A 20044-nucleotide genomic window follows, 5' to 3' on the forward strand; every position below is an offset into this window, starting at 1 on the left:
AAGAGCGTCTCGTGCCAAAAACCTTCCATCGAACCGACCGTGTTTCCGCCCAGATCCGCCGTGAGCTGGGTACGCTCGTGCACAATCTGGTGCGTGTGCACGGCTTGCCCTCGGTGAGCGTTTCCGACGTCGAAATCACCCGTGACATGGCCCATGCCAAGATCTTCGTCACCGCGCTGATGCCCGAACGTTCGGCAGAGGCGATGAAGGGTCTGAAGGAGCTGGCCTGGGAGCTGCGCATGGATCTGGCCAAGGCCATGAAGCTGCGCCACGTTCCCGAGCTGCACTTCCACTACGACGATTCGGTGGACCGCGGCGAGCGCATCGACAACATCCTGCGTGATCTGCCCGATACGCTGGCGGCCGAGAAGAGCCGCGACGTGCAGGGCGACGACGCCGATGACGCGGATGACGCCGCGCCGGCCGACAAGGCCTGACGCCACCCGATACAGCCCCGGGCCACGCCCGGTGGGCCGCGTTGCGCGCGGCAATGATCGACGACACGAGCAGCCGGGCAACGCCTGGCTCTACGGTGATATTCCATGACCCGAATTACGTTCCGTCGCCTGGACGGCCTCCTGCTGCTCGACAAACCGGGTGGCATGAGCTCCAACGCGGCGCTGCAGATCGCACGACGCCTGTTCCGTGCCGAGAAGGGCGGCCATACCGGCAGCCTGGATCCACTGGCCACCGGGCTGCTGCCGCTGTGCTTCGGCGAGGCGACCAAGATCGCGGGGTTGCTGCTTGGTTCGGCCAAGGCGTATGACGCCGAGGTCGTGCTGGGCCAGACCACCGACACCGACGATGCCGATGGCGTCGTGCTGCGTGAGCGGCCGGTACCGCCCATCAGCGCCGAGGCGCTGGACGCCGCGCTGGCGCCGCTGCGTGGACGCATCCGTCAGCGTGCCCCGATCTACTCCGCACTCAAGCAGGGGGGCGAGCCGCTGTATGTGAAGGCGCGCCGTGGCGACGCGATCGAAGCGCCCGAGCGTGAGGTGGAGGTGCATGCCATCGACGTGCTGGCGCAGCAGCCGACCCGGTTGACCCTGCGCGTGACCTGCGGCTCGGGTACGTACATCCGCAGCCTGGCCCGCGACCTGGGCGAAACCCTGGGGTGCGGGGCACATATCGCCGGTCTGCGGCGCCTGTGGGTGGACCCGTTCCGCGAGGCGCCGATGGTGACCCTGGACACCCTGCGGGCGATGGCCGCCCAGGGGGATGAAGCCGGCATGGAGCGCCTGCTGCTGCCGCTGGCCGACGGTCTGGCGCATTACCCCCGGGTGACGCTGGATGCTGAACAGGCGGCCCGCTTCTGCGTGGGCCAGCGCCAGCGTGGCGAAGGCTGGCCAACCGGGCTGGTAGTCGTGTACGGCCCGGAGGACGCCATTCAGGGTCTGGGACAGGTTGATGCCAGTGGACTGCTGGCCTCCCAGCGCCGTTTCAACCTCTGACCGCCCGTCCGCCAGCCCACCCTGGTCCTTGTCCCGGACGGCCGCGACCGTTACAATTTCGCGGCCTTTTCAGGCTTCCCGCCTTGCGCGGGTTCATCCTTTCGTTCACGGCGAGTCGCGCGGTACGTCAATGGGACGTTTCTGCGGGCCACGCATCCAAGAGAAAATACAATGTCGATCGACACCCAGAAGGTCATTGAAGACAACAAGCGCAGCTCGGCTGACACCGGCTCCCCGGAAGTCCAGGTTGCCCTGCTGACCGCCCGCATCGAACTGCTGACCGGCCACTTCAAGACCCACAAGAAGGATCACCACAGCCGTCGTGGTCTGCTGCAGATGGTCAACCGTCGCCGCAGCCTGCTCGACTACCTGAAGAAGAAGGATGGCGTGCGTTACAAGGCCCTGATCGAAAAGCTCGGCCTGCGTCGCTAAGCAGGAATCCCAACCGCGGCGCAGGAATGCGCCGCGGTTTTGTTTTGGTAGTACCGCATCAAACGCCTGGACCGGACCACCGGTCACCCGTCGGCGGCAAGGGTCGCCCGCGGTCCATTCGAAGAAAGCATCATCCCAAGGACATCCCCCGTGGCAAAAATCACCAAAACCTTCCAGTACGGCAAGCACACCGTCACGCTTGAAACCGGCGAAATCGCCCGTCAGGCCGGTGGCGCCGTCATCGTCAAGTTCGACGACACCGTGCTGCTGGTCTCCGCCGTGGCTGCCAAGAGCGCGCGTGAGGGCCAGGACTTCTTCCCGCTGACCTGTGACTATCAGGAGAAGTTCTACGCCGGTGGCCGTATCCCGGGTGGCTTCTTCAAGCGCGAAGGCCGCGCGACCGAAAAGGAGACGCTGATCTCGCGTCTGATCGATCGCCCGATCCGTCCGCTGTTCCCGGAAGACTACAAGAACGAAGTGCAGATCATCGCCACGGTGATGTCGCTGAACCCGGACATCGACGGTGACATCCCGGCGCTGATCGGTGCCTCGGCCGCGCTGTCGCTGGCGGGTACCCCGTTCAAGGGTCCGATCGCCGCTGCCAAGGTGGGTTACAAGAACGGTGAGTACATCCTCAACCCGACCGTGACCGAGCTGAAGGATTCGGAGCTGGAACTGGTTGTCGCCGGTACCGCCAACGCCGTGCTGATGGTTGAATCCGAAGCCGCGCTGCTGTCCGAGGACGTGATGCTGGGCGCCGTGACCTTCGGTCACCGCGAAATGCAGAAGGTCATCAACGCCATCAACGAGCTGACCGTGGAAGCCGGCACCAAGCCGTCGACCTGGGTTGCCCCGGCCAAGAACGAGGCGCTGATCAGCGCCCTGCAGGAAGCCGTCGGCCCGCGTCTGGCTGAAGCTTTCCAGGTGCGCGACAAGCTGCAGCGCCGCGACGCGATCGCCGCGATCAAGAAGGACGTGACCGAGTCGCTGGCTGGCCGCGTGGCCGCCGACGGCTGGAACCCGGCCGAGCTGTCGAAGGAATTCGGCGAGCTGGAATACAGCACCATGCGCAACTCGGTGCTGGACACCAAGGTCCGCATCGACGGCCGTGCGCTGGACACCGTCCGCCCGATCGCCGTGCAGACCGGCATCCTGCCGCGTACCCACGGTTCCTCGCTGTTCACCCGCGGTGAAACGCAGGCCATCGTGACCATCACCCTGGGCACTGCCCGTGATGGCCAGGTCATCGACGCCGTGTCCGGTGAGTACAAGGACAACTTCCTGTTCCATTACAACTTCCCCCCGTACTCGGTGGGTGAGACCGGCCGCATGATGGGCCCCAAGCGTCGCGAAATCGGCCACGGCCGCCTCGCCAAGCGCGGCGTGCTGGCAGTGATGCCGTCGCTGGAAGCCTTCCCGTACACCATTCGCGTGGTGTCGGAAATCACCGAATCCAACGGTTCCTCGTCGATGGCTTCGGTCTGCGGTTCCTCGCTGGCCCTGATGGACGCCGGCGTGCCGGTCAAGTCGCCGGTTGCGGGTATCGCGATGGGTCTGGTCAAGGAAGGCGAGCGCTTCGTCGTCCTGTCCGACATCCTGGGTGACGAAGATCACCTGGGCGACATGGACTTCAAGGTGGCCGGTACCGCTGAGGGCATCTCCGCCCTGCAGATGGACATCAAGATCGAAGGCATCACCGAAGAGATCATGAAGCAGGCACTGCAGCAGGCAAAGGCTGGCCGTCTGCACATCCTCGGTGAAATGGCCCACGGCCTGACCGCACCGCGTCAGGAGCTGTCGGACTATGCGCCGCGTCTGCTGACCATCAAGATCCACCCGGACAAGATCCGCGAAGTGATCGGCAAGGGGGGTTCCACCATCCAGGCCATCACCAAGGAAACCGGCACCCAGATCGACATCCAGGACGACGGCACCATCGTCATCGCCTCGGTGAACGCGATCGCGGCGCAGGCTGCCAAGTCGCGCATCGAGCAGATCACCTCGGACGTCGAGCCGGGCCGCATCTACGAAGGCAAGGTCGCCAAGATCATGGACTTCGGTGCGTTCGTCACCATCCTGCCGGGCAAGGACGGCCTGGTCCACGTGTCGCAGATTTCTAGCGAGCGCGTCGAGAAGGTCGGCGACAAGCTGAAGGAAGGCGATGTGGTCAAGGTCAAGGTGCTGGAAGTCGACAAGCAGGGCCGTATCCGCCTGTCGATGAAGGCCGTCGAAGAAGGCGAGGGCGTGGCGGCCGAGTAATCGGCGCACGCGTTCGCGGAACGTGAGGACCGCAGGTCCTCACACCTTCGCACAACGAAAAAGCGGGCTTCGGCCCGCTTTTTCGTTATGTCCGCTGTGCTGTCGACGCGCCTAGACCAGGTCGTCTTCCCCGGCGTGTTCCACCTCGGTGGGATCGCACCACCACACCTGCCCTTCGGCAGGCGCGCTGGGGGTGCCTTCGCGGCGTTCGATCGCATCGATCACGCGCCCGGGCCCCGCAGCGACCCAGTCGGCGAGCAGGCGCTCGACCGCGGCCTTGCCCTGTGCACCGATACCCAGGCTGCGCTCCACCTGCCAATCGTCGTTGCCAGCGGCTCGCTCATCATGAGGTGCCGGGGCGTCCCGCGCGTGCGGCACGCCGTAGCTGCAGCGCAGGCACAGCGACCGGACCGACGCACTCCAGTCCTCGACATAGCCGATACCGGGCAGCCGGGCGTCCTCCAGTGCCGCCATGTCGTCCGCTGACGGACACCGGATGAACGCCACGAAGGTGGCGTGGTCCGATGCCTGCAGGGTCTGCAGCGCGTTGAACACGGGCACCGTGCCGCCGTTCAACGCGCGCTCGCCGGTCTTGGCACCATCGTGCAGGACGATATCGAACAGGCGATGCCCGCTGCTGCCGAATGGCACGTTCAGCACCCGCGCGCGCACCACGTCGATGCGCCGCGCGAACACTGTCTCACCACTGCCCCACGGATCAAGCCGGACGCAGATCATGCCGAAATCGGTGTCGATCGGACCGTCGCCGTCCGGTATGTTGATGCCGCACTTCGCCCACTGGCGGCGCGCTTCGGCCCAGTCGCCCAATGCCGTGGCGGCAATCCCTGCATTCCAGGCCGAGGCCTGGTCGAACGCGTCCTGCAGGGTCTGCGCGCGCAGGTTGTGCTGCAGCGAGGCGGGCCAGTCGCGCAGATACTTGTGCGCCAGGCCGCGCATGTAATGCAGGTACGGCACGTGCGGGGCATGCCCGCTGAGTTCACCGAACAGGTCGCTGGCCCGCTGCAGGTGGCCAGCGTCGAACGCGGCGTAGGCCTCCGCTTCGAGCGCCGCGAGGGTGTCGTTGTCCGGTGTGGAAAGTGAGGTGTCGGTGGTGTCGGCGATGTCGGTCATGCGTCGGCATATCGTTGGTATTCATGCGCACTGTAGCCGCTGCGCCCGTCGGTCGCGCATGCCATCGCATGGCATTGTGCGCTGTCGACATGTCCGGTCCCGACCCTGCGCTGACCTGGGCGCGGGCGTGCGGTCTGTCCGCCGGACGGGATTGCCGGACATCGCGTTCAAGGGGGCTGTTCCGCGCGTGGTGTCTGCTAACGTGGCCCGGCCTTCGACCCGGGAGATCCCATGTTCCGCCAGACCGTGGCTGTACTTGCTGTGCTCATCGCCGGCTGCCTGCCGATCGCCGCCTCCGCCGCCGACCCATTGCCGAAGGTGATCGGAGCCTACTATCCCGGCGGTTCTGCGGAGCGCTATCCGGTGGCGTCCATTCCGGCCGATACGCTGACCCATCTGTTCTATGCATTCGCCCGCATCGAGGACGGTCGCTGCGTGGTCGATGCGCAGGCCGATGGGCACTTCAAGGCGCTGGCCACGCTCAAGCGAGCACATCCGACACTGCACACCCTGATCTCCATCGGCGGCTGGAATGCCGGCGGCTTCTCCGACGCGGCGCTCACCGCCGAACGCCGGCAGCAGTTCGTGCGCTCCTGCGTGGCGTTGTTCTTCCAGCAGCACCGCGGTAGCTTCGATGGCGTCGATATCGACTGGGAGTTTCCCGTGTCCGGTGGCCCGGTGGAGATCACCGACCGCCCGGAAGACCGGCGCAACATGACCCTGCTGGTGCAGGAATTCCGCCGCCAGCTCGATGCGCTCGACGGCGGCCACGGTCCGCACCGGCTGCTGACCGCTGCGCTGCCGGCCGGCCGCGTGCAGACCGACGGTCCGTACGATCCCGCCCTGAGCTACGAGCTCAAGGCGCTCGGGCAGGCGCTCGATTTCATCACGCTGATGAGCTATGACATGGGCACCGGCTTCTCCAGAGTCTCCACGTTCAACGCGCCGCTGCGCGAGGTGCCGGCCGATCCGCTGGACCCGGCGCTGCGGCGCTGGAACAGCGTCGAGGGGGCGGTGGCCTACTACCAGCAGCACGGCGTACCGGCCGACAAGCTGGTGCTCGGCGTGCCGTTCTACGGGCGCGGCTTCCAGGTCACCACGCAGAGCGGCGACGGCCTGTACCAGCCGTACAGCGCCCCGTTCGACGCGGGCGACTGGCGCCACATCAAGACCGCGTTCCTCGATCAGCCCGGGTGGCAGCGGCATTGGCACCCGGTAGCGCAGTCGCCGTGGCTGTACAACGCCGCCGAGCGCGTGTTCATCAGTTATGAAGATCCGACCTCGATCGGCCTGCGCGCCGAGTTCGCCAGGGATCGCCAGCTGCGCGGGGTGTTCACCTGGGAGCTGACCGGCGACGACCCGCAGGGCAGCCTGCTGCAGGCGATGGCCGCGCCGTTCCTGCCTCACGCCAGGTAGCGCGATACCTCGATCAGGTTGCCGTCCGGATCGCGGAAGTACACCGACAGGATCGGCCCGGTGGCCCCGGTGCGCTGCACCGGGCCATCCTCGATGCGCACGTCCTGCGCGTGCAGATGGGCGAGGATCTCATCGATCGTGGCGTAGGTGATCAGGCACAGGTCTGCCGACCCCGGTGTGGGGCGCGCGGCCTTCGGTTCGAACTCGCGCCCGTGCGCGTGCAGGTTGATCTTCTGCAGTCCAAAACGCAGTGCGGTGCGCCCGCTGCCGAAGGTTTCCACCTGCATGCCCAGCACGCGCTGGTAGAACCTGCAGGTGGCATCAATGTCGGCCACGGTCAGTACGAGATGGTCGAGGCGGTCGATGTGCAGGTCGGTCATGGGCGTTGCGCAGGTGGGCAGGAACCGCTGCACTGTAAACACGGTCGCGGCAGCAAACGGTGATGGGCTACGGGACGCGCGCGGTGGCCCTGCGGTTATCGGCCCACACGCTGTTGGGGTCGCCGTGGTGGGCGCGGCGTCGCGTGGCGCGAGCCATCGCGGCAAAGCCCACTGCCATTGCCAGGGCGACACCGTCCACCCAGAACAACGGCCAGTAGCCGCGCAGCGCGCTGGTCCACAGCCATTGCCCGGTCATGGCGCCGTGGGCCACCGGCACCAGTGCGGTCACCATCGCCGCCGCCCAGAGCAGCTCCTGTGCGGCGCGTGACGGCGCCCGCAGGGCCGCCCACAGGGCGCAGCCGCCCCAGACCAGGAAGCAGGTCCAGCGCATCCCGGTGTCCGCGTACGACGGGGCCAGGTGTTCCAGCAGCTGGACGCTGACGAACGCGGCCGAAATGGCCACGCACAGCCCGATGCAGATCCCGACCGTGGCCCGTGCCATGTTCACCTGGGCGCGGCCCTGCTCGATCTGCCGACGCTTGCGGCGCGATTCGATCCACAGCAGGTTGCCCGAATAGAACAGGAAGGCGCCGCCCAGGCCGAGCGCGAAATAGAGCCACGGCACCGCGCCGTTGCCGAACTCGCCGAAGTGCAGCGCGTACGCGGCGGCCAGCGTGGCGTGGTTGGCATCGCGACGGCCAGGCAACTGCGTGTGCAGCACTTGGCCGGTGTTGGCATCCATCGCCACCGCGCCGAGCGGGCCGAGCGAGGCGCCGCCTTCGCCGGTGATCTCGATGACCGCGTTGGCATCGCCGGCGTTGGCCAGCTTCAGGTATGCCGGCTCGAAGTGCGGCAGGCCCTGGTCGGTGGCCACCGCGATCGCACGCGCATGCAGCATGGCCAGGCTGCCCGGTCGCACCGGCTCGCCGGCGGCGGCACGGATCGGGGCAGTGTCCATCGCCGTCGGCAGCGCCGCCATCAGCTTGCCCTGGTAGACCAGCGGGTTGAGCGCGGCCATCTGCAGGAACATCAGGCACAGCAGCGCGCCGGTCACCGCGAACAGCAGGTGGAAGGGCAGGCTGAGCACACCGATGACGTTGTGCGCGTCCTGCCACATCTGTTTGAGGTTGCGGCCCGGGCGCAGCGCGAACAGGTCGCCGGCCAGTCGAGGCAGGTGGATGACCAGCCCCGACAGCAGCGCTACGCCATACAGCAGGCTGACCACGCCCATCAGGTAGATTCCGGCCACCGGCAAGCCCAGGGTGTAGTGCAGCTCATTGACCAGCTCGGCCAGCCCGGCCTGGGGCGGCGTGGGGCTGCCGTCCACGTGGTCGGCCCAGGCGAACAGCCAGGTGCCCTTGGCGTCCTGCCAGTACGCCACGGTCTGCGGGGTTTCCGCGCCGGGGAAGGTCATGCCGATGTGCCGGCGCGCCTCCGGGTGCCGCGCGAGGACGCCGTCGAGCAGGTGCTGGGCATCGTCCAGGGTCTGTGCCGGTTGCTCCATCGCATGCGGCGCCTGCCACAGCGGCAGGTCGTGGTGGAACACGGTGATGGCACCGGCATAGAAGGCCACGAACAGCGCGAAGCCAGCCACCAGGCCGACCCAGGTGTGGAGCGTGGTGAACGTACGGAGCGTAAACGAGCTGAACTTCATCGGGACTCCGTCATTGCACCCACTGGGTGCTGCGCAGCAGCCACAACAGCGCGAAACCGAGAGCGGCAGCCACCCCCATTCCGGTCCATGCACGCAGGCCGGTGCGGAAGCTGAAGGCCCACACCGCCGCCAGCATCCACAGCGGGACGAAAGCGATCAGGCTCGGCACCACGGCCCGTTCCCAGGGGCCGGGCGGCAGCCAGGCCACCAGGCCGGTGGCCGCCGCGGCGACCAGGAAACCGGCCAGCAGCGCGGCGAAGGCGCGCGGCCACATCAGCCGCGCTCCGCGGCGTACGGGCGCGTCCACGCGGCCAGGTAGGGCAGGGCCATCGCGGCAAGCATCCAGCCGGCCAGGGTCACGCACAGGCCTGCGGCCAGCCCGAGCTGCCCCATCCACAGCCACAGTCCGGTCGCAAACGCCACCAGGCCGATGTGGCGGCCGAGTCGGCCGGCGCGTCGCAGGCGCGGCCAGCGGCAATGTGGCGAGGCGGCGTAGAAGGCCAGCGCGGAGAACGCCGAGGCGATGCCACCGAGCACGCAGTACAGCGCCGCAGCGAAGTCGGTACCTGTCACGGGTACGACGGCGGGGCGGGCCAGCCCTGGCGCGGAAGACGGGGCCGGGCAGGCCGGGCCCGGCGGACGGCGAGTGTCATGGCGGATCCTTGGGGGAAGGCGTCGCCGGACGTGGCACGGCGATCCGCGCATGGTAATCATTGCGGTTTCCGGGCGCCACAGCGCCACGTTCAGGCGCTGCCCGGGCAGGCGGAGCGGCATCGCGACCCGGATTGGTTTAAGATCAAGCCATCTCTACTGATGGCAACAAGGTGGCCCGCGCCCGGCGCCGGTCTAGCGTGTGACATGAGCACTACCACCGCCCACCGCTGAACGTCCCGACGGCCCCTGACGCAGGCGCCTTCGTGGCGCTTTTTTATTGCCGATTTCCCTGATTCCGTACCTTCGGCCCGCGCGGCGGGCCCACCAGCCAAAGCCTATTCATGATCGCCATCACGCTCCCCGACGGCAGCCGCCGTGAGTTCGAAAACCCCGTCAGTGTCATGGACGTCGCCCAGTCGATCGGCGCCGGCCTGGCCAAGGCCACCATCGCCGGTTCGGTGGATGGCGTGCTGGTCGATGCCAGCGACGTCATCGACCACGATGCCAGCCTGCGCATCATCACCGCCAAGGACGAGGAGGGGGTGGAGATCATCCGCCACTCCTGTGCCCACCTGGTCGGTCATGCGGTCAAGCAGCTCTACCCCGACGTCAAGATGGTGATCGGCCCGGTCATCGCCGAAGGCTTCTACTACGACATCTACGCCGAGCGCCCGTTCACGCCGGAGGACATGGCCGCGATCGAAAAGCGCATGGGCGAGCTGATCGCGCAGGACTACGACGTGATCAAGAAGGTGACCCCGCGTGCGGAGGTCATCGAGATCTTCAAGGCGCGTGGCGAGGACTACAAGCTGCGCCTGATCGAGGACATGTCCGATGACATCCAGGCGATGGGCATGTACTACCACCAGGAATACGTGGACATGTGCCGTGGTCCGCACGTGCCGAACACGCGCTTCCTCAAGGCCTTCAAGCTGACCCGCATTTCCGGTGCGTACTGGCGCGGCGATGCCAAGAACGAGCAGCTGCAGCGCATCTACGGCACCGCGTGGGCCGACAAGAAGCAGCTCGAGGCGTATATCAAGCGCATCGAGGAAGCCGAGATGCGCGATCACCGCCGCATCGGCAGGCAGCAGGAACTGTTCCACCTGCAGGAAGAGGCGCCGGGCCTGGTGTTCTGGCACCCCAAGGGCTGGGCGCTGTGGCAGGTGGTCGAGCAGCACATGCGCAAGGTGTACCGCGACAGCGGCTATGGCGAAGTGCGCTGCCCGCAGATCCTGGATGTCTCGCTGTGGCAGAAGTCCGGCCACTGGGACAACTACCAGGAAAACATGTTCTTCACCGAGTCGGAGAAGCGCACGTACGCGGTCAAGCCGATGAACTGCCCGGGTCACATCCAGGTGTTCAACCAGGGCCTGCACAGCTACCGCGACCTGCCGATCCGCTACGGCGAGTTCGGGTCGTGCCATCGCAACGAGCCGTCCGGCGCGCTGCACGGCATCCTGCGCGTGCGTGGTTTCACGCAGGACGACGGCCACGTGTTCTGCACCGAGTCGCAGATCGAAGCCGAAGTGACCGCGTTCCACCAGCAGGCGCTGGCGGTGTACACGACCTTCGGTTTCGAGGACATCCAGATCAAGATCGCGCTGCGCCCGGAAAAGCGCCTCGGTGATGACGCCACCTGGGACAAGGCCGAGGGCGCGCTGCGCTCGGCGCTGGGCAGCTGCGGCGTGGAATGGCAGGAACTGCCGGGTGAGGGCGCCTTCTATGGCCCGAAGATCGAGTACCACCTCAAGGACGCCATCGGCCGCACCTGGCAGCTGGGCACGATGCAGGTCGATTTCATGATGCCCGGCCGCCTTGGCGCCGAGTACGTGGACGAAAACAGCCAGAAGAAGCACCCGGTCATGCTGCACCGGGCCATCGTGGGCTCGATGGAGCGCTTCATCGGCATCCTGATCGAACACCACGCCGGCGCCTTCCCGTCCTGGCTGGCCCCGATCCAGGTGGTGGTGGCCAATATCACCGATGCGCAGGCTGAATACGTGTCCGAGGTCCGGAAAACCCTTGCAGATCAAGGCTTCCGGGTAAACGCCGATTTGCGCAACGAGAAGATCGGTTATAAGATTCGCGAGCATACGCTGCAGCGGGTCCCGTACCTGCTGGTGGTTGGCGACCGTGAGAAGGAAAATGGCGCCGTGGCCGTGCGTACGCGCTCTGGCGAAGATCTGGGCAGCATGTCCGTCCAGGCCTTCATCGAGCGGTTGCAGGCAGAACAGTCCGTGTAAGAAAGTCCCGGCCCTGCGGATGATCCGCTCAGGGCCGGTTTGATTCCTCTGGGAGATTGCAATATCAGTACCCCTGACAACAAACAGAACCGCAAGAATCAGGAAATCCGGGTGCCGCGCGTACGCGTGATCGGCAGCGACGGAGAAATGATTGGCGTGTTGACGCGTGACGAAGCGCTGTCGATGGCCGAAGACGAAGGTCTGGACCTGGTCGAGATTCAGCCGCAGGCTGATCCGCCGGTGTGCAAGATCATGGACTTCGGCAAGTTCAAGTTCGAAGCGCAGAAGAAGGCCAACGAGGCCAAGAAGAAGACCAAGCAGGTCGAGATCAAGGAAGTGAAGTTCCGCCCGGTCACCGATGAAGGCGACTACCAGATCAAGCTGCGCAAGATGCGCGGGTTCCTGGAAGAGGGCGACAAGATCAAGGTCAACATCCGCTTCCGTGGTCGTGAAATGAGCCATCAGGAACTGGGTCGCGAAATGGCCAACCGGATCGAAGCCGATCTGGGTGAGGACATCGTGATTGAGTCCCGTCCGCGCCTGGAAGGCCGGCAGATGGTGATGATGATCGCGCCGAAGAAGAAGTAACCGGCTGTCGGGCCTGCGCCCGACCGCGTGGGTGGACGCCGGGCCATGCCCGGCTGAACCCGCCGCCGCTGCCGGCAGAGTCGGTTCGCGTGAAAGGCAGGGGGCGCCAACGGCGCCTTCAGCCGCTCTGTGCAGACAGGGCGGGATGCCGCCCCCTGCGCGGTGTCCACACCCTTCAGGTTCGCGCACCCGCGCCAAACGCCCGTTCAATCAATCGGTTGCAAGTGCCTGTCTGCGCGGGCATAATGGGCGGCCCCGTATTGCGGGGGTGCTGTTTTGAACGGTTTCACGCTTTTCAACGGCAACAGGACCGGCCTGGTTCCCAGTGGGGATCCCGGGCTTACAAGCAGGCAAGGGCACGGACGGAAAGTGTGGCAATGCCACCGCCCTGGTCAGTGACAAAACACCATCAAGGACATTGCAATGCCCAAGATCAAGACCAACCGGGCGGCGGCCAAGCGTTTCCGCAAGACCGCCTCCGGCAAGTTCAAGGCTGGCCACGCCAACCGTAGCCACATCCTCACGAAGAAGTCGACCAAGCGGAAGCGCAATCTGCGTCAGACGAACCATGTTCGTGCAGAAGACGCAGGCCGTTTGAACCGTATGCTTCCCTACCTCTGAGGACTGACCCATGGCACGAGTAAAGCGTGGCGTACAGGCGCGTCGCCGTCACAAGAAAATCCTGACCCTGGCGAAGGGTTATTACAACGCTCGCCGCAAGGTCTTCCGCGTTGCCAAGCAGGCCGTGATCAAGGCACAGCAGTACGCCTACATCGGTCGTAAGCAGAAGAAGCGCAATTTCCGTTCGCTGTGGATCACCCGCATCAACGCGGCTGCCCGCATCAACGGCCTGAGCTACAGCCGTTTCATGAATGGCCTGCTCAAGTCCGGCATCACCCTGGACCGCAAGGTTCTGGCTGACATCGCCGTGCACGACGCAGCCGGTTTTGCTGCACTGGCCGAAAAGGCCAAGGGCGCACTGGCGGCATAAGTCCATTCCCCTGCCGTTGCCGTTCACGCGCAACGGCTGTGGGTAAGGCAAATGCATGGGGAAGGGCGCAAGTCCTTCCCCATTCTTTTTTGTGTTGGCGATGGCCCTCCCGGTGCCATCGCTCGACAGCGGTGGCGACGGGGGTCGGCCCGACGCGCATCGCGATGGCATACCGACGCGAGGCTCCGGCTATCCATGAGTGACATCCAATCCCTGACCACCCAGGCGCTGGCCGACGTGGCTGCTGCCCAGAGCCCGGACGCGCTGGAAGCCCTGCGCGTGGCACTGCTCGGCAAGAGCGGCAGCATCACCGCCCAGCTCAAGCAGCTCGGCGCACTGCCCGCCGACGAGCGCAAGGCCGCCGGTGAGGCGATCAACCGTGCCCGCGACGCGCTGACCACCGCGCTGGGCGAACGCAAGGCCGTGCTGGAAGACGCTGCGCTGGACGCGCGCCTGGCCGCCGAAGCGATCGACATCACCCTGCCGGGGCGCCGCGACGAACGTGGTGGCCTGCATCCGGTCACCCGCACCCTGGAGCGCATCACCGAGATCTTCGGCCGCCTCGGGTATGAACTGTCCGAAGGCCCGGAAATCGAAGACGACTGGCACAACTTCGAAGCCCTGAACTTCCCGCCGCACCACCCGGCGCGTGCGATGCACGACACCTTCTATTTCGGCGATGGCCGCCTGCTGCGCACGCATACCTCCGGTGTGCAGGTGCGCTACATGGGCGACCACGCGCCGCCGCTGCGCATGATCGCCGCCGGCAAGGTCTATCGCAGCGACAGCGACCAGACCCACTCGCCGATGTTCCACCAGGTCGAAGGCCTGCTGGTCGACGAGCATTCCACCTTCGCCGACCTGAAGGGCACGCTGTCCGAGTTCGTGCGCGCCTTCTTCGAGCGCGACTTCGAGATGCGCTTCCGCCCCAGCTACTTCCCGTTCGTCGAACCCGGCGCCGAAGTGGACATCGCCTGGCAGCAGCCCGACGGCAGCACCCGCTGGCTGGAAGTGCTCGGTTGCGGCATGGTCCACCCGAACGTGCTGCGCAACGTGGGCATCGATCCGGAGCGCTACACCGGCTTCGCGTTCGGCTTGGGCGTGGAGCGTTTCGCGATGCTGCGCTACGGGGTCAACGACCTGCGCGCGTTCTTCGAGAACGATGTGCGGTTCCTGAAGCAATTCGCCTGATGACGGCATGCCGGGCAGCGCCCGGCACCACGATTGTTGAATTACGGCCAGGCGCATGCGCCGGCCCACCAGGGTGACACCATGAAATTCTCTGAAAACTGGCTGCGCAGCCACGTCCCGACCACCGTTTCGCGCGATGAACTCGGCGCGGTGCTGACCGCCATCGGCCTCGAAGTGGAAGAGGTCGATGCATTGGGCGAGGGCCTGCAGCATGTGGTAGTGGCGCGGATCGTGTCCGCCGAACGCCATCCGGAAGCCGACCGCCTGCAGATCTGCCAGGTCGACGCAGGGCAGGGCGAGCACCTGCAGATCGTCTGCGGTGCCCCGAACGCGCGCGCCGGGCTGGTTGCACCGCTGGCGATGGTTGGTGCGCAGATCGGCGAGCTGAAGATCAAGCCGGCGCAGCTGCGCGGCGTGGCCTCCAACGGCATGCTGTGCTCGGCCAGGGAACTGGGCCTGGACAGCGATGCCTCGGGTCTGTTCGAGCTGCCCGACGATGCGCCGGTCGGCCAGTCGCTGGTGGAGTACCTCGGCCTGCCCGACGCCAGCATCGAGATCAAGCTGACCCCCAACCGCGCCGACTGCTTCAGCATCCGCGGCATCGCCTTCGACGTGGCCGCCGCGTGCGCCAGCGAAGTGGTGCCGTTCGATGCCGCACCGGTCGCGGCCGTGGGCAGCCGTGAGCTGACCATTGCGCTGCAGGCCGGCGCCGAGGCACCGCGTTTCGTTGGCCGCGTCATCGAAGGCGTCAACCCGCGCGCGGCAACCCCGCTGTGGATGGCCGAGCGCCTGCGCCGCAGCGGCGTGCGGCCGGTGTCGCTGCTGGTGGACATCACCCAGTACGTGATGCTGGAACTGGGCCAGCCGATGCACGCCTACGACCTGGACACCCTGCAGGGCAGCATCGGCGTGCGCCGTTCGCGCGCCGGCGAATCCGTGAAACTGCTCGACGGCCGCGACGCCGCGCTGGACGACAGCTTCCTGGTGGTGACCGACGCGGACCGTCCGGTCGCGCTGGCCGGCCTGATGGGCGGCTTCGATACCCGTGTCACCGACGACACCACTGCCGTGTTCCTGGAGGCGGCGCACTTCGCGCCGGCCGCCATCATGGGCCGCGGCCGCAAGCTGGGCCTTCATACCGATGCCGGACACCGCTTTGAGCGGGGCGTGGACCCGGCGTTGCCGCGTACGGCGGTCGAGTACGCTACCCGTCTGATCCTGGACCTGGCCGGCGGCACGCCGGCACCGGTGACCGAAGCCGTCAATGCCGGCGACCTGCCGGCAACCGCTGCCATCACCCTGCGCCGTGCGCGCATCGCCCGTGTGCTGGGCATCCAGATCGCCGATGCCGACGTGGAGCGGATCCTGGGCGCGCTGGGCATGGACGTGACCGCCGCGGCCGAGGGCTGGCAGGTCACCGCGCCGAGCCGTCGCTTCGACATCGCCATTGAAGAAGACCTGATCGAGGAACTGGCCCGTATTCACGGCTACGAGCGCATCCCGACCACGCTGCCGGGCGGTGCCTCGCGCGTGGCGATGCCCAGTGAGACCCGACTGGACGACCTCAGCACCCGCCGGCAGCTGGTGGCCCGCGACCTGCAGGAAACCATCAATTACGCCTTCGTCGACGCCAACCTGCTCGCGCAGTGGCAGCTCGCCGAGGCGCTGGTGCCGCTGGCCAACCCGCTGTCGGCCGAACTGGCCGTGATGCGCCCGTCGCTGCTGCCGGGCCTGGTCGCCACGCTGGGGCGCAATGCCGCCCGCCAGCTGGGCCGCGTGCGCCTGTTCGAGCTGGGCCGCGTCTTCCACCGCCAGGCCGGCGAGGGCCAGCCGGCACCGCTGGAAACCCAGCGCGTGGCTGCAGCCATCTGTGGCGACGCCGATACCCAGCAGTGGGGCATCGCTTCGCGCAAGGTGGACTTCCACGACCTCAAGGGCGACCTAGAGTCGCTGGCCGCCGCCAGTGGCGCGGTACTGACCTTCCAGCCGTCGCAGCGCCCCTACGGCCACCCGGCACGGTCAGCCGAGGTGCTGCGCGACGGCGTCAACCTGGGCTGGATCGGCCAGGTCCACCCGCGCCTGGCCAAGGCGCTGGACATCGACGTGGACGTGTACGCCTTCGAGCTGGACCTGGCGCTGTTGGCCGCCCGCGCCCTGCCGCGTGCCAACGAGCTGTCGCGTTACCCCTCGGTGCGCCGCGACCTGGCCTTCCAGGTGCCCGAAGCGGCCGCCTGGAAGGACCTGGAGGCAACCCTGCGCCGGGCCGTCGGGCCGCTGCTGCGGGAAGTCATCCTGTTCGACCGGTACGTCGGGCAGGGGGTCGAGCCAGGCTTCAAGAGTCTCGCTATGGGCTTGATTTTGCAGGACAAGTCGCGCACTCTGACGGACCGCGACGTGGATTCGGTAGTGGCCGAGGCGGTCACTGTCATGGAGCGTGAACACCACGCCCGGATCCGTGGTTGAGCGGGAAGCATGGGGGTAGCAGGCAATGGCATTGACCAAGGCTGAGATGGCCGAAAAGCTGTTCGACGAAGTCGGTCTGAACAAGCGTGAAGCCAAGGAATTTGTCGACGCGTTCTTCGATGTGTTGCGAGAGGCATTGGAACAGGGACGTCAGGTGAAGCTCTCCGGCTTCGGCAATTTCGACCTGCGGCGCAAGAACCAGCGCCCGGGTCGCAATCCCAAGACCGGCGAGGAAATTCCTATTTCCGCCCGCACGGTGGTCACCTTCCGTCCGGGCCAGAAGCTCAAGGAAAGGGTGGAGGCATATGCTGGATCCGGGCAGTAACCGCGAACTTCCGCCGATACCGGCCAAGCGCTACTTCACCATCGGTGAGGTCAGCGAGCTGTGCGATGTCAAACCGCACGTGCTGCGCTACTGGGAAACCGAGTTTCCCAGTCTCGAGCCGGCCAAGCGGCGCGGCAACCGTCGCTACTACCAGCGCCACGACGTGCTGATGGTGCGCCAGATCCGCGGCCTGCTCTACGAACAGGGCTACACGATCGGCGGCGCGCGGCTGCGCCTGGAAGGCGCCGGCGCGCGCGACGAATCGGCACTGAGCAACCAGATCATCAGGCAGACGCGGATGGAACTGGAAGAAGTGCTGCAATTGCTGCGCCGCTGAACCCTTTTTCGATCGGATCGTTTATACTCGTCGGCCCGCTGCAAGGCGGGGACATTGCCAGCATCATCGGGGCGTAGCGCAGCCTGGTAGCGCATCTGCCTGGGGGGCAGAGGGTCGTCGGTTCAAATCCGGCCGTCCCGACCATTGTTGGCGATCAGAACAAGGGCTTGCACAGCGATGTGCGGGCCCTTTTTCGTTGCACGCTGTTCCAACCTGCCTAGTCGAAGTAGAACGACACACCCAGCCCGGCCTGCAGATCGGGGCTGGCGTTGTCCAGGCCGACATCGAACGAGGCATCCAGCTGCACGCGCGGGCGCAGCATCCAGGTCACGCCGGCACCGGCGATGGCGGTGGAGGGATCGCCGTCGCTGTCGGTGAAGCCCAGTTCGACATAGCTGCTGACCGTGTCGGTGAGCGCCACGCTGAGGCTGGGCGACCAGGTGAATTCGTCCGCGCCCGCGCCGCGCACTGCGTTGGCGTACAGCGCGCCGCTCCACCGGTCGTTGAAGATGTATTCGTAGCTGGCCCCGAGCGCGTACTGTGTGCCGCCCTCGGAGAAGTCGCGGTCGCCGGTGGCGAATGTGCTGCTGGCGAGCAGGGCCACACTGTGCCGGTCCGATCCCGTGGGCAGGGCGAATTTGAGCGCCAGGCCGGCATCGCCCGCACCGCGTTCGGTGTGGGTGGGGCCGCCGCGCGGACGCAGCTGCAGCCGGTTCCACGGCGTGGCGAAGGCCTGCAGCTCCAGCCGTTCGGCCAGGCCCATGCGCAGGGTGATGTCGCTGCTGTACTGCGTGCTCAGCACGCCGTCGGCGTCGCGATCACGTTCCAGGCTGGGCAGGCCCAGTTCCAGCGCGAGCGCGCCACGCGGCACAGTGTCGGTGGAGAAGCCGATGCCGGGACGATCGAACGACGGCGGTTGCGTGTCGTCGCTGCCTTGGGCATGGGCGGTGGCGGCGAACAACAGCAGGCATGCAGCAACAGGCAGGCGCATCGACAACTTCCGGACAGGCAGCGGAACCACGGACCGTCCGCCGGCGGCGGACACGGCCGGGAGTATGCACACTCCGGCCGCGCGCGGATGTGCAGGGCGCGGCGGCGATGCGGCCGCCTCGCTCAGTGTGCCGGTCGCGTCATTGCCATCAGGGCGTGCAGGACGCGGTCGGTGTCGCCGGCGGCGGGCCGTCCCGTGCAGGCGCTTTGCAGCCATACGCCGTCGGCGGCGTAGCGGGCCGCGATCAGGCGTGGGTCGCGGCCTTCTTCGGGATGCTGCTGCAGGCGCTCGTGCAGCCAGCGACGGCGGGCGCTGATCCAGTCCGGTTCAACGCAGCGGGTGTGCGCGCCGGTGGCCGCCGAGCGCGACGCGTCCAGCAGCGTGGCGATGTAGGCGCGCGAGAAGCGGCCGTAGGCCATCGGGTCGATGGCCATGCGTTGGCGCACGGCGTCGTCGAAGCGCAACACCGCGGCCGCGCTGGCCTCCGTCGCGGGAACGGGTACGCCCGGGTGGGGCGCATGCGTGATCTTGCTGCTCGGGTTCATCGGTCGACTCCGTGGCGGGCGGGGGAATACAGAATCCATTCAATGACGGCGCGGCGGTCCGGCTCGATCTGCAGAGCGCGTCCGGTGATACGACGTACGGGTCCCCCGGGCATGGTCAGAAGCCGTAACTGAGGGAGACGGCCGCCGAATCCATATGGTCGCCGCGCGTCATCGGGCTGTCGCGCACCGCATCGGACAGCCGGCTGCGGCGCAGCGAGGCGGTGCCGGTCCAGTGCGTGCCCAGCGGCATCACCACGGTGACATCCATGTACGGCGACGCGCCGCTGCCGGCCTCGTAGCGGGCCAGGCCGCTGCGCAGCGCTTCGGCTTGGCTGACACCGAAGTAGTAATCGTTGAGTTTGCTGCTGGCGTAGTTGACGCCCACGCCCGGAATCAGCCGCACCTTGCCCACCGGCAGCGGGTAGCTGTAGCGCGCATCGGCAGCGACGCCGCCGCCGTGGCCGGTGACCTCGGCCTCGGCGCTGGCCTGCACCACGCCCCAGTCGGCGCTGTGGCGCCAGGCCAGACCGGCCATGCCGGACAGGCTGCGGTTGGAGAGCTGACGCAGCTGCGGGTTGTCGGTGTCGCGGTGCTTGAAGCGCATCATGTACGGCGACAGCGTGGCCGACAGCTCCGTGCCACCCTGATTGACCAGGCGGTAGCCCACCGCGCCGCCGCGGAAGTAGAACGATCTGCCTTCATAGCTGATCAGCGGCGCGGGGATGGTATCGGTGTCGTAGCCGGCGTAGGGCGACTTCAGGGCCACCACGGCCACTCCGACGCTGGTGCGTTTGGGAGCCGGGGCGGTGTCCCCGGCCTGGGCGGCGGGAACGGCCACCAAGGGCAGCAGTGCCAGCAGGGTGGCGGCCGGATGACGCGGGAGAGCGGGAAGACGGAGCTGCATGTACCTGTCGCGGGGGGAGGATCAGCGGACAGGATGGACGGGCTACATTGTCGGAACGTTGCGCTGGATCGCGCGGTACCATCGAG

Annotated in this window: 21 protein-coding genes and 1 tRNA gene; 14 read left to right on the plus strand and 8 right to left on the minus strand. The window is 66.9% G+C overall.

Annotated elements, in window-relative coordinates; genetic code table 11:
- Window positions 1–11: 11 nt before the first annotated feature.
- From rbfA to pnp, 4 genes are all read left to right on the plus strand, one after another.
- The gene (gene rbfA, locus ACPEH8_RS05450) at window positions 12–437 is read left to right on the plus strand and encodes a 30S ribosome-binding factor RbfA (RefSeq protein ID WP_136003220.1); all 426 of its coding nucleotides are present in this window, start codon (window positions 12–14) and stop codon (window positions 435–437) included.
- A gap of 105 nt (window positions 438–542) precedes the next feature.
- The gene (gene truB, locus ACPEH8_RS05455; RefSeq protein WP_262071674.1) at window positions 543–1451 is read left to right on the plus strand and encodes a tRNA pseudouridine(55) synthase TruB; all 909 of its coding nucleotides are present in this window, start codon (window positions 543–545) and stop codon (window positions 1449–1451) included.
- Window positions 1452–1622: 171 nt separating this feature from the next.
- On the plus strand, window positions 1623–1883 hold the full coding sequence (rpsO, locus tag ACPEH8_RS05460; RefSeq protein WP_017355941.1) for a 30S ribosomal protein S15: 261 nt from the start codon (window positions 1623–1625) through the stop codon (window positions 1881–1883).
- Between the two features lie 150 nt (window positions 1884–2033).
- Window positions 2034–4142 carry a polyribonucleotide nucleotidyltransferase gene (pnp, locus tag ACPEH8_RS05465; RefSeq protein WP_017355942.1) on the plus strand — a complete coding sequence of 703 codons (2109 nt, stop codon included), beginning with the start codon at window positions 2034–2036 and terminating at the stop codon, window positions 4140–4142.
- 111 nt (window positions 4143–4253) lie between these two features.
- Here pnp and ACPEH8_RS05470 read toward each other — a convergent pair whose 3' ends face one another.
- The gene (locus tag ACPEH8_RS05470; protein ID WP_423666233.1) at window positions 4254–5273 is read right to left on the minus strand and encodes a tetratricopeptide repeat protein; all 1020 of its coding nucleotides are present in this window, start codon (window positions 5271–5273) and stop codon (window positions 4254–4256) included.
- A gap of 231 nt (window positions 5274–5504) precedes the next feature.
- Here ACPEH8_RS05470 and ACPEH8_RS05475 point away from each other — a divergent pair, with 231 nt between their 5' ends.
- A complete protein-coding gene (locus ACPEH8_RS05475) occupies window positions 5505–6689 on the plus strand; it encodes a glycoside hydrolase family 18 protein (protein ID WP_017355944.1) in 1185 nt (394 codons plus the stop codon).
- Here ACPEH8_RS05475 and ACPEH8_RS05480 read toward each other — a convergent pair.
- The 4 genes from ACPEH8_RS05480 to ACPEH8_RS05495 all read right to left on the minus strand — a co-directional run bounded on the left by ACPEH8_RS05480 (window position 6677) and on the right by ACPEH8_RS05495 (window position 9296).
- The gene (locus ACPEH8_RS05480) at window positions 6677–7060 is read right to left on the minus strand and encodes a VOC family protein (RefSeq protein ID WP_026070757.1); all 384 of its coding nucleotides are present in this window, start codon (window positions 7058–7060) and stop codon (window positions 6677–6679) included. The genes ACPEH8_RS05475 and ACPEH8_RS05480 overlap by 13 nt on opposite strands.
- A 76-nt stretch (window positions 7061–7136) precedes the next feature.
- Complete coding sequence (locus ACPEH8_RS05485; protein WP_153165176.1) at window positions 7137–8723, minus strand: PepSY-associated TM helix domain-containing protein; 1587 nt, start codon at window positions 8721–8723, stop codon at window positions 7137–7139.
- A 10-nt stretch (window positions 8724–8733) separates the two neighbouring features.
- Window positions 8734–8997 carry a hypothetical protein gene (locus ACPEH8_RS05490; RefSeq protein WP_136003224.1) on the minus strand — a complete coding sequence of 88 codons (264 nt, stop codon included), beginning with the start codon at window positions 8995–8997 and terminating at the stop codon, window positions 8734–8736.
- Window positions 8997–9296 carry a hypothetical protein gene (locus ACPEH8_RS05495; RefSeq protein WP_136003225.1) on the minus strand — a complete coding sequence of 100 codons (300 nt, stop codon included), beginning with the start codon at window positions 9294–9296 and terminating at the stop codon, window positions 8997–8999. The genes ACPEH8_RS05490 and ACPEH8_RS05495 overlap by 1 nt, the downstream gene beginning before the upstream one ends.
- Window positions 9297–9718: 422 nt before the next feature.
- On the opposite strand from ACPEH8_RS05495, the gene thrS reads away from it, so the two are divergent.
- The 9 genes from thrS (at window position 9719) to ACPEH8_RS05540 (ending at window position 17662) form a co-directional block, all read left to right on the plus strand.
- Complete coding sequence (gene thrS, locus ACPEH8_RS05500) at window positions 9719–11623, plus strand: threonine--tRNA ligase (RefSeq protein WP_017355267.1); 1905 nt, start codon at window positions 9719–9721, stop codon at window positions 11621–11623.
- Window positions 11624–11671: 48 nt separating this feature from the next.
- Window positions 11672–12211, plus strand: a complete 540-nt coding sequence (infC, locus tag ACPEH8_RS05505) for a translation initiation factor IF-3 (protein WP_026070650.1) — start codon at window positions 11672–11674, stop codon at window positions 12209–12211.
- 423 nt (window positions 12212–12634) lie between these two features.
- Window positions 12635–12832 (plus strand): 50S ribosomal protein L35, encoded by a 198-nt coding sequence (rpmI, locus tag ACPEH8_RS05510; RefSeq protein ID WP_017355265.1) that lies wholly within the window; start codon window positions 12635–12637, stop codon window positions 12830–12832.
- Window positions 12833–12842: 10 nt separating this feature from the next.
- A complete protein-coding gene (gene rplT / locus ACPEH8_RS05515) occupies window positions 12843–13202 on the plus strand; it encodes a 50S ribosomal protein L20 (RefSeq protein ID WP_017355264.1) in 360 nt (119 codons plus the stop codon).
- A 195-nt stretch (window positions 13203–13397) separates the two neighbouring features.
- Window positions 13398–14393: a phenylalanine--tRNA ligase subunit alpha gene (locus ACPEH8_RS05520; protein ID WP_017355263.1), complete on the plus strand. Its 996-nt coding sequence runs from the start codon at window positions 13398–13400 to the stop codon at window positions 14391–14393.
- Between the two features lie 81 nt (window positions 14394–14474).
- Window positions 14475–16856: a phenylalanine--tRNA ligase subunit beta gene (pheT, locus tag ACPEH8_RS05525; protein ID WP_423666235.1), complete on the plus strand. Its 2382-nt coding sequence runs from the start codon at window positions 14475–14477 to the stop codon at window positions 16854–16856.
- A 25-nt stretch (window positions 16857–16881) separates the two neighbouring features.
- Window positions 16882–17181: an integration host factor subunit alpha gene (locus ACPEH8_RS05530; RefSeq protein WP_005410432.1), complete on the plus strand. Its 300-nt coding sequence runs from the start codon at window positions 16882–16884 to the stop codon at window positions 17179–17181.
- Window positions 17162–17518, plus strand: coding sequence for a MerR family transcriptional regulator (locus ACPEH8_RS05535; RefSeq protein WP_017355261.1), 357 nt, complete (start codon window positions 17162–17164; stop codon window positions 17516–17518). Before ACPEH8_RS05530 ends, ACPEH8_RS05535 begins: the two co-directional genes overlap by 20 nt.
- Before the next feature lie 67 nt (window positions 17519–17585).
- Window positions 17586–17662 (plus strand) — tRNA-Pro (locus ACPEH8_RS05540).
- Window positions 17663–17735: 73 nt separating this feature from the next.
- On the opposite strand, the gene ACPEH8_RS05545 is transcribed toward ACPEH8_RS05540, so the two are convergent.
- The 3 genes from ACPEH8_RS05545 to ACPEH8_RS05555 all read right to left on the minus strand — a co-directional run bounded on the left by ACPEH8_RS05545 (window position 17736) and on the right by ACPEH8_RS05555 (window position 19958).
- The gene (locus ACPEH8_RS05545; RefSeq protein WP_262071670.1) at window positions 17736–18509 is read right to left on the minus strand and encodes a transporter; all 774 of its coding nucleotides are present in this window, start codon (window positions 18507–18509) and stop codon (window positions 17736–17738) included.
- 122 nt (window positions 18510–18631) lie between these two features.
- Window positions 18632–19054 carry a hypothetical protein gene (locus ACPEH8_RS05550; protein WP_153165173.1) on the minus strand — a complete coding sequence of 141 codons (423 nt, stop codon included), beginning with the start codon at window positions 19052–19054 and terminating at the stop codon, window positions 18632–18634.
- A gap of 115 nt (window positions 19055–19169) precedes the next feature.
- Complete coding sequence (locus tag ACPEH8_RS05555) at window positions 19170–19958, minus strand: MipA/OmpV family protein (protein ID WP_229296532.1); 789 nt, start codon at window positions 19956–19958, stop codon at window positions 19170–19172.
- Window positions 19959–20044 lie beyond the last annotated feature (86 nt).

The organism is Stenotrophomonas sp. NPDC077461 (assembly GCF_049545475.1).
GTDB classification, from domain to species: Bacteria; Pseudomonadota; Gammaproteobacteria; order Xanthomonadales; family Xanthomonadaceae; genus Stenotrophomonas; species Stenotrophomonas nematodicola.

Excerpts from the sequence above, each read along its gene's own strand:
- ACPEH8_RS05530 (WP_005410432.1), top strand. The coding sequence starts at position 16,882 with ATGGCATTGACCAAGGCTGAGATGGCCGAAAAGCTGTTCGACGAAGTC.
- ACPEH8_RS05470 (WP_423666233.1), bottom strand. The coding sequence starts at position 5,273 with ATGACCGACATCGCCGACACCACCGACACCTCACTTTCCACACCGGAC.
- rpmI (WP_017355265.1), top strand. The coding sequence starts at position 12,635 with ATGCCCAAGATCAAGACCAACCGGGCGGCGGCCAAGCGTTTCCGCAAG.
- ACPEH8_RS05555 (WP_229296532.1), bottom strand. The coding sequence starts at position 19,958 with ATGCAGCTCCGTCTTCCCGCTCTCCCGCGTCATCCGGCCGCCACCCTG.
- ACPEH8_RS05475 (WP_017355944.1), top strand. The coding sequence starts at position 5,505 with ATGTTCCGCCAGACCGTGGCTGTACTTGCTGTGCTCATCGCCGGCTGC.
- rplT (WP_017355264.1), top strand. The coding sequence starts at position 12,843 with ATGGCACGAGTAAAGCGTGGCGTACAGGCGCGTCGCCGTCACAAGAAA.
- ACPEH8_RS05535 (WP_017355261.1), top strand. The coding sequence starts at position 17,162 with ATGCTGGATCCGGGCAGTAACCGCGAACTTCCGCCGATACCGGCCAAG.
- rpsO (WP_017355941.1), top strand. The coding sequence starts at position 1,623 with ATGTCGATCGACACCCAGAAGGTCATTGAAGACAACAAGCGCAGCTCG.
- truB (WP_262071674.1), top strand. The coding sequence starts at position 543 with ATGACCCGAATTACGTTCCGTCGCCTGGACGGCCTCCTGCTGCTCGAC.
- pheT (WP_423666235.1), top strand. The coding sequence starts at position 14,475 with ATGAAATTCTCTGAAAACTGGCTGCGCAGCCACGTCCCGACCACCGTT.
- ACPEH8_RS05485 (WP_153165176.1), bottom strand. The coding sequence starts at position 8,723 with ATGAAGTTCAGCTCGTTTACGCTCCGTACGTTCACCACGCTCCACACC.
- thrS (WP_017355267.1), top strand. The coding sequence starts at position 9,719 with ATGATCGCCATCACGCTCCCCGACGGCAGCCGCCGTGAGTTCGAAAAC.
- ACPEH8_RS05545 (WP_262071670.1), bottom strand. The coding sequence starts at position 18,509 with ATGCGCCTGCCTGTTGCTGCATGCCTGCTGTTGTTCGCCGCCACCGCC.
- ACPEH8_RS05550 (WP_153165173.1), bottom strand. The coding sequence starts at position 19,054 with ATGAACCCGAGCAGCAAGATCACGCATGCGCCCCACCCGGGCGTACCC.
- ACPEH8_RS05520 (WP_017355263.1), top strand. The coding sequence starts at position 13,398 with ATGAGTGACATCCAATCCCTGACCACCCAGGCGCTGGCCGACGTGGCT.
- ACPEH8_RS05490 (WP_136003224.1), bottom strand. The coding sequence starts at position 8,997 with ATGTGGCCGCGCGCCTTCGCCGCGCTGCTGGCCGGTTTCCTGGTCGCC.